The organism is Rheinheimera baltica DSM 14885 (genome assembly GCF_000425345.1).
In the GTDB taxonomy this organism is placed as follows: Bacteria; Pseudomonadota; Gammaproteobacteria; order Enterobacterales; family Alteromonadaceae; genus Alishewanella; species Alishewanella baltica.
On the sequence record NZ_AUDG01000098.1, the window covers coordinates 1 to 5,774 of the forward strand.

The following is a 5,774-nucleotide window of genomic DNA, read 5'->3' on the forward strand; positions in this document are numbered from 1 at the left end:
CGCCCTGTTTGTTTTGCGCTAACTCTTTCAAAGCCAAGTGAGTCAAGCTGTAATCCATCAACAAAGATATCGACCACTCGGACAGGGTTATCTTCAGTAACGAAGTCATCAAGCGCCTCAGGGAGCAAGGTTACTTGATGTCTACCTTGGCCTTTAATATGGTGGGTCATATCAGCACACTTTGTTCTAATTCGTATGCTATTAATTTTAGTAAAGCGACAGCTAACTGTACTGCTTTATCAAGAACAATTGATCATATAAATCTATTGCTTAGACCAAAAGGTGATCAGCAGTTTTCACACAGCCTGCGCTCATAGCTGACTATTAGCTTAGTTTGAAACTACCCTACTAAACTGTCAGCTGAGTTATAAACAACTCCATCAATATTGACTTAACTCGCCCGCATTAAATAGTAAAAATGCAATTCCATCGGCTTAGTAGCGCTACCTTTTCGCAAACACCTGAAACAGCGCCATAGGTTAATACCCTAGCGCGCTGGCTGTCACCGGGTATCAATGCTGATACCTTCATGCGCAATTTCAATACTCTCTATCGCCACCTCATTGCTATCTGAGTCTAAATTGGTTGCAGTGATCTTGGTGGGCCAGGCATGGGTTAATGTCCAAACCATAGTGATAGCGCCGGTTTCATCCAACAAACTAATGGTCACAGGAAGGCGTTTTACGGTGTTCATCTTGATCTGACTAAACCATTCCCAGAATTTATTATCAGATTTAAAAATCCCTTTTTTCATGATCACGTTGCTATATTTTCTCAGGCCAGGCATCTGCGTAACAGAAAAATCAGGGCTATTACCGGCGCGGTATTCTATTGCTTGGGTTTCAATATCCAGGCCGGATACTTCCTGAAACGACATAACTTGTGAATCCCATTGCACCTGAAAGTAAAACTTAGCTATGGGCCATACCGAATTTGCTTGGGTTGAGGCGTCATCAGCCATTTTTTGCTCCTTTGTAAGCTTATTTGTGAGCGGCTAATCAGGATTTCTGCATCTGCTGCAACGTTATTGCCATAAATTCGGCCGGCCGGGTAAGCGCTACCAACACCCTAACGCGTAAAATGCCGTCGTGAATATCGTCTGAAGTCATGGTTTCACCCAGGCCTTCGCTAACACTATAGGCATCTTCCAGTGTGGCGCCCGCTAAGCCACCGCGCTGCCAGATGCCGGTAAGAAAATGGATAATCATACTTTTAAGAGTCACCCAGGTATTGGCGGTGTTGCTTTCAAACACATAGGCCTTGGTAGCAAGCCGGATAGACTCTTCCAGCATGATCATGGTGCGCCGGACATTGATATAGCGCCAGTCCAGGCTGTTGCCGTCCAGCGTGCGGGCTCCCCACACCAGCGTGCCCTCGCTTACAAAGCTACGGATGGCATTGACTGATTTACCTTGTGGACTAACGTTTAAGTCTTCCTGCTCGTCGTGGCTAATAGTTACCGCCGGTGACACCACTGCGCTTAAACTGACATTCGCCGGCGCCTTCCATACGCCGTGAGTGTTATCTACCAGGGTATAAATACCCGCCATCGCCGCTGCCGGGGGCAGTAAATTTAACATGGTGCGCATTTGGTTAAGCAGTTGGCTATATAACGGGCTGATGGCTTTTAAGCTTTCATGCAACAACCTGTGCTTTGCGATACGATCTGCGCTGTCTAGCTGGCTCCAGTCAGCACTAATTTGGTTAATCACATCCCATTGCTGTTGCCGTTTTAAATGAGCCGCTTTATTAGCAGCGCTGGCATTCTCGGTGGAGCTGTCGGTGTTTATGTCAGCCAGCTTGGGGAGTTCATCTGGCAGGTTGTGCTCTTGCTTTAACAGCTGCTGTAACCGCTTTGCCGGCACTATATTCTGATAGCTTAGTTCGTGTTCCGGCACAATGCAGGTATTAAGCCACGGATAATAAGCGGCAGCAAAATCCAGATAAGCAGTGCCCAACTTGTCTCGGAAATTGGCAATGCAATCGCCATCTGGGTGCTGGCGTGGTTTATCGCCCTGCCAGACATCTAAAATAGCCACCCTATTGCGCATCTTGCCACCACAGTGCGCCAGAGCAGCCTGTTGCACGGCAATACAATCCTCTTCGCCTAGCAATACCGCGTCGGGAATAACCAACATGGTTGGTTCTTGTTCTTTCGTAAGCGTGTCAATACCGGTTATTAACCGGCTAGCGTCAAGCGGATCATGGTAGCTACCTACAGAAACGATATAACTGGTACCGCCACCATTTTGATAAAACAACAACATGGCGTAGTACAATAGGTATTTGCCAGCAGACTGACTAAGCGGATAACAGTTATCCCCCACATTAACGGTATTGCTTTGCACTGCCAAGGTTTCAGCCAGTTGAAATACCGGCATCGGGGCTAAGCCAAACCACTGCTGAAACTCCGCCATTGAATTAATACGTATAGGCTTATTTGTTAGCGAGTTCTGTTTATTAAGGCAGTCATTAAAACTGCCATCAGGGTTGGCATTGCAGGCTTGCTCGGTATAGCCAACAAATGCCGGCACTGCCGTTGCTACTTCGACAATAGTATTGGGGAAAGCACTTTTTTCCACAATATACACACCAGGCGTTTTCATACTTAAGTCTCTTTTTGTCCAGCCTGAATTAGCCGCAGACATTGAGTTAGTTAATCAGCTCTGTAACAATAGCGTTAATGTTGGAAAACTTTCGGATATTTTAATGCGCTTGCTATTGGCTTGGTTTTACAGAGTGCTTTTTGCCGCGACGGCCAGCGTAGTTATCTTCACTCCTGCTCAGGCACAGTGGCAGCGTGAAGCGTTTAATACGCTGGGTACGCAGGCTTACATTGAGTTTTGGCTTGCAGATACTGAAAAAGCTAAGCAACTTATTGTAGACGTACAGGCTGAGTTTGAGCGTATTAACCAATTAATGAGCCCCTACATAGCAAACAGCGAGCTAAGCAAACTTAATCGACAGGCGGCTAGTGCACCGGTAACGGTATCTGCAGAGTTATATCAGCTGCTGCAGCAGGCTAAACACATTTCAACATTAAGCAATGGCGCCTTTGATATCACCTTTGCTTCGGTTGGGTTTTATTATGACTACCGCGCCCATAAAAAGCCCAGTACGGCGCAGCTTCAATTGGCAAGACAATATGTGAACTACCAAAGCATTCAGCTGCTGCCAAACAATCAAGTTAGTTTTGCTCAACCTGGCGTAAAAATTGACCTGGGTGGCATCGCCAAAGGCTATGCCGTCGAGCTCGGAATTCGCCTATTGGCAGAGCGTGGCATTGAGCACGCACAACTTACCGCTGGCGGTGACAGCCGTTTACTTGGCGATAAACGCGGCCGTCCCTGGCTGGTTGGTATAAAACACCCGCGTCAGGAAGATAAGTACGCCGCTCAACTACCTTTGGAAAACAGCGCTATTAGCACCTCAGGTGACTATGAGCGCTACTTTATTGAAGAGGGTGTGCGTTATCACCATATTATCGACCCTAATACCGGGCAGAGTGCCAACGGATTATTCAGTGTAACCGTTACGGGCGCTGATACTACCCAGACAGATGCCTTGTCTACTACGTTGTTTGTATTGGGTTTACAGGCGGGTATGGCGCTTATTGAACAAATACCCGGCTATGAAGCCATTTTTATTGATACCGAGCGCAAAATGCATGTTTCAAGCGGACTAAGCCAGTAACCGCTAGCATTCTGTTATGCATAAACAAACTGATGCTGTTTATAAATACACTGTGCAGAAACAAGAAACTGTTGTAAATTCATTACTGTTCCTTTTTTAAGCGAAGCCCCTATGCTGACAAGTAGACTACTATCTTTGTTGCTATTTAGCGGTTTAAGTTTTGTGAGCTTGGCCGACAATGGCCAAACGTGTGCAATTCGCATGTCAGTAGAGAGTGATTTCCCGCCACATCTTATTCAACAAAATAGCCAATGGACTGGGCTTAGTGTTGAGTTAATGCAACTTTTGGCGCAAGAGGTAAATTGCCAGTTAGAGTTTGTTCACAGCCCCTGGCTACGTTCGCTGCAACTTAGCGAGGATGGCAAATTAGACGTATTAACCCATTTGTCCTATACCGAGCAACGCAAAGCCCAGTTTGCCTTTATTGGCCCACACCATTTAGAAAGCATCTACCTTGTGGGCGACCCCACCAAGATACCAGCCACGTTAAATTTGGTACAACTGACCAAAGACACGGATCTGGGTGCCATCGCGGTGCTTCATGGTGCTTACTATGGCGAGTAGTTCGCCCGCTTAAGCCAACAGCCTGGGTTAAGCCGGCAGCTGGTCACGATTAGCAGCATTCAGGATAAATTAGCCCTGCTACGCGCGGGACGGATCACCGCTATTCTGGAAGATATCAGCGTATTGCACTATTGGCAGCAACATCAATATCCTGATGCAGACAAATACCAACCGTTATTTAAAGTATATGAAAGTAAAGTGTATTTTGGCTTTAGCAAAGCATCACTATCTGCAGAGCAAATTTCGGCTCTGGCACAAGCCTGGCAACGACTGTATCAACAAGGCAAGCTGGCTCGGGTATATGAAAAATACCAGATAACTAATTACGGCGATTTAACGCCTGAACCCATTTTATAACGCAGGTAGTATTGGTGCGGGCATAGGGATGGTGAGTTGATAGTTTGCCATTGGGTAGCGGTCAATAATCGCCTGAAGGCTGCCATCCACATAAAGCTGCTGCCATGCTGCGGTAAGTTGTTTAAGCTGGGCTTCACCCAATGTCAACCGGTTAAAGCCAAAAAACACCGGGCTTTGGTGAACGCGAAAAAGCGGTTTGAACTGCTCACGCGCTAAGGTATTGTTGCTTTTCCAGTAGTGGTAAGCCGCAATATCTTCCAGTACACCATGCACTCTGCCGTTTAGCAATAACGCCTGTTTATCGGCATTACCGCGAATAAACACGAATCGGGTGAGATTTTTAGCGTCATTAAGAATACTTTCTAATTCTTCGCCATAATAAGCACCATTTAACAGTGCAATAATACCTGAGGTGCCGTGCTGTTTAAGCTCTGACATTGCCGTTAAACCGACAAAGGCTGACGGCAGCCCAACCAGATAAATATTTTCCTGATGATGTGGGCCGATAAAGGCAAACTGGGCACTGCGCTGCGGGTTGTAACTTAGATGGCTTAAAACATCTAACTCGCCTTGCTCAACAAGCCGCAATGAACGTAACCAGGGGCTGTGCACAAACTCAACCTCGCACCCAACCTCTTGCCCCAAGCGCTGCAGCAATTCCACATTCAGGCCACGCCAGCTGTCGCCATTGGCTATGATAAAGGGCGCAAAGCCACTTTCAATACCCATGCGCAATACGCAGCCAGCGGCCTGGGCTTTAAAGATAAAGCAAACGATAATGAGAGAAACATACTTCATCGCACACTCACTCTTCACGCAATGCAGCACTACATTAGGGCCTGTTGATCTTTGCTGTTTATAATTCAGCCAACCCACATTGGCAGCCATAATAGACAGCAAGCCAAGGCAAGTGTACTTGCATAATTCCGGGCCAATTTATCATACCGGGTTGCTACTGAACGGTAATGTTTTAGCCTGGCAAACACGTTCTCTACTAAATGGCGATATTTGTACAGACACCAATCAATATCGCCATTTCCAATTTTTGAATTACGTTTACGCGGTATCGTTGGGACGCCATTTTTCGCTCGGATCTGCTCCCGTACTTTCTCACTGTCATAGCCCCGGTCTGCGATAACATGCTCGGCATCAGGCAGTTG

Annotated in this window: 7 protein-coding genes and 1 pseudogene; 3 read left to right on the top strand and 5 right to left on the bottom strand. The window is 46.7% G+C overall.

The window, feature by feature from the left end; genetic code table 11:
* The 3 genes and pseudogenes from H595_RS24205 to H595_RS0119140 all read right to left on the bottom strand — a co-directional run.
* Positions 1-170: pseudogene (locus H595_RS24205) on the bottom strand (IS5/IS1182 family transposase); the annotation flags it as partial.
* 332 nt (positions 171-502) lie between these two features.
* Positions 503-961, bottom strand: coding sequence for a phage tail protein (locus H595_RS0119135; protein WP_027672590.1), 459 nt, complete (start codon positions 959-961; stop codon positions 503-505).
* 37 nt (positions 962-998) lie between these two features.
* Complete coding sequence (locus H595_RS0119140) at positions 999-2,606, bottom strand: phage tail sheath family protein (protein ID WP_027672591.1); 1,608 nt, start codon at positions 2,604-2,606, stop codon at positions 999-1,001.
* 103 nt (positions 2,607-2,709) lie between these two features.
* Between H595_RS0119140 and H595_RS0119145 the strand changes: the two genes are divergently transcribed.
* From H595_RS0119145 to H595_RS24810, 3 genes are all read left to right on the top strand, one after another.
* The gene (locus H595_RS0119145; protein WP_027672592.1) at positions 2,710-3,693 is read left to right on the top strand and encodes an FAD:protein FMN transferase; all 984 of its coding nucleotides are present in this window, start codon (positions 2,710-2,712) and stop codon (positions 3,691-3,693) included.
* A gap of 111 nt (positions 3,694-3,804) precedes the next feature.
* Positions 3,805-4,257: a substrate-binding periplasmic protein gene (locus H595_RS24805; RefSeq protein WP_051219996.1), complete on the top strand. Its 453-nt coding sequence runs from the start codon at positions 3,805-3,807 to the stop codon at positions 4,255-4,257.
* Positions 4,258-4,380: 123 nt separating this feature from the next.
* Entirely contained in the window at positions 4,381-4,614 is a 234-nt protein-coding gene (locus H595_RS24810) for a hypothetical protein (protein WP_051219997.1), read from the top strand.
* On the opposite strand, the gene H595_RS0119155 is transcribed toward H595_RS24810, so the two are convergent.
* Positions 4,609-5,412: a substrate-binding periplasmic protein gene (locus H595_RS0119155; RefSeq protein ID WP_027672593.1), complete on the bottom strand. Its 804-nt coding sequence runs from the start codon at positions 5,410-5,412 to the stop codon at positions 4,609-4,611. The two genes, H595_RS24810 and H595_RS0119155, sit on opposite strands and share 6 nt — an antisense overlap.
* A gap of 65 nt (positions 5,413-5,477) precedes the next feature.
* Positions 5,478-5,774 (bottom strand): IS5/IS1182 family transposase (locus tag H595_RS0119160; RefSeq protein WP_027672410.1); only part of this gene is annotated, 297 nt, incomplete at its 5' end.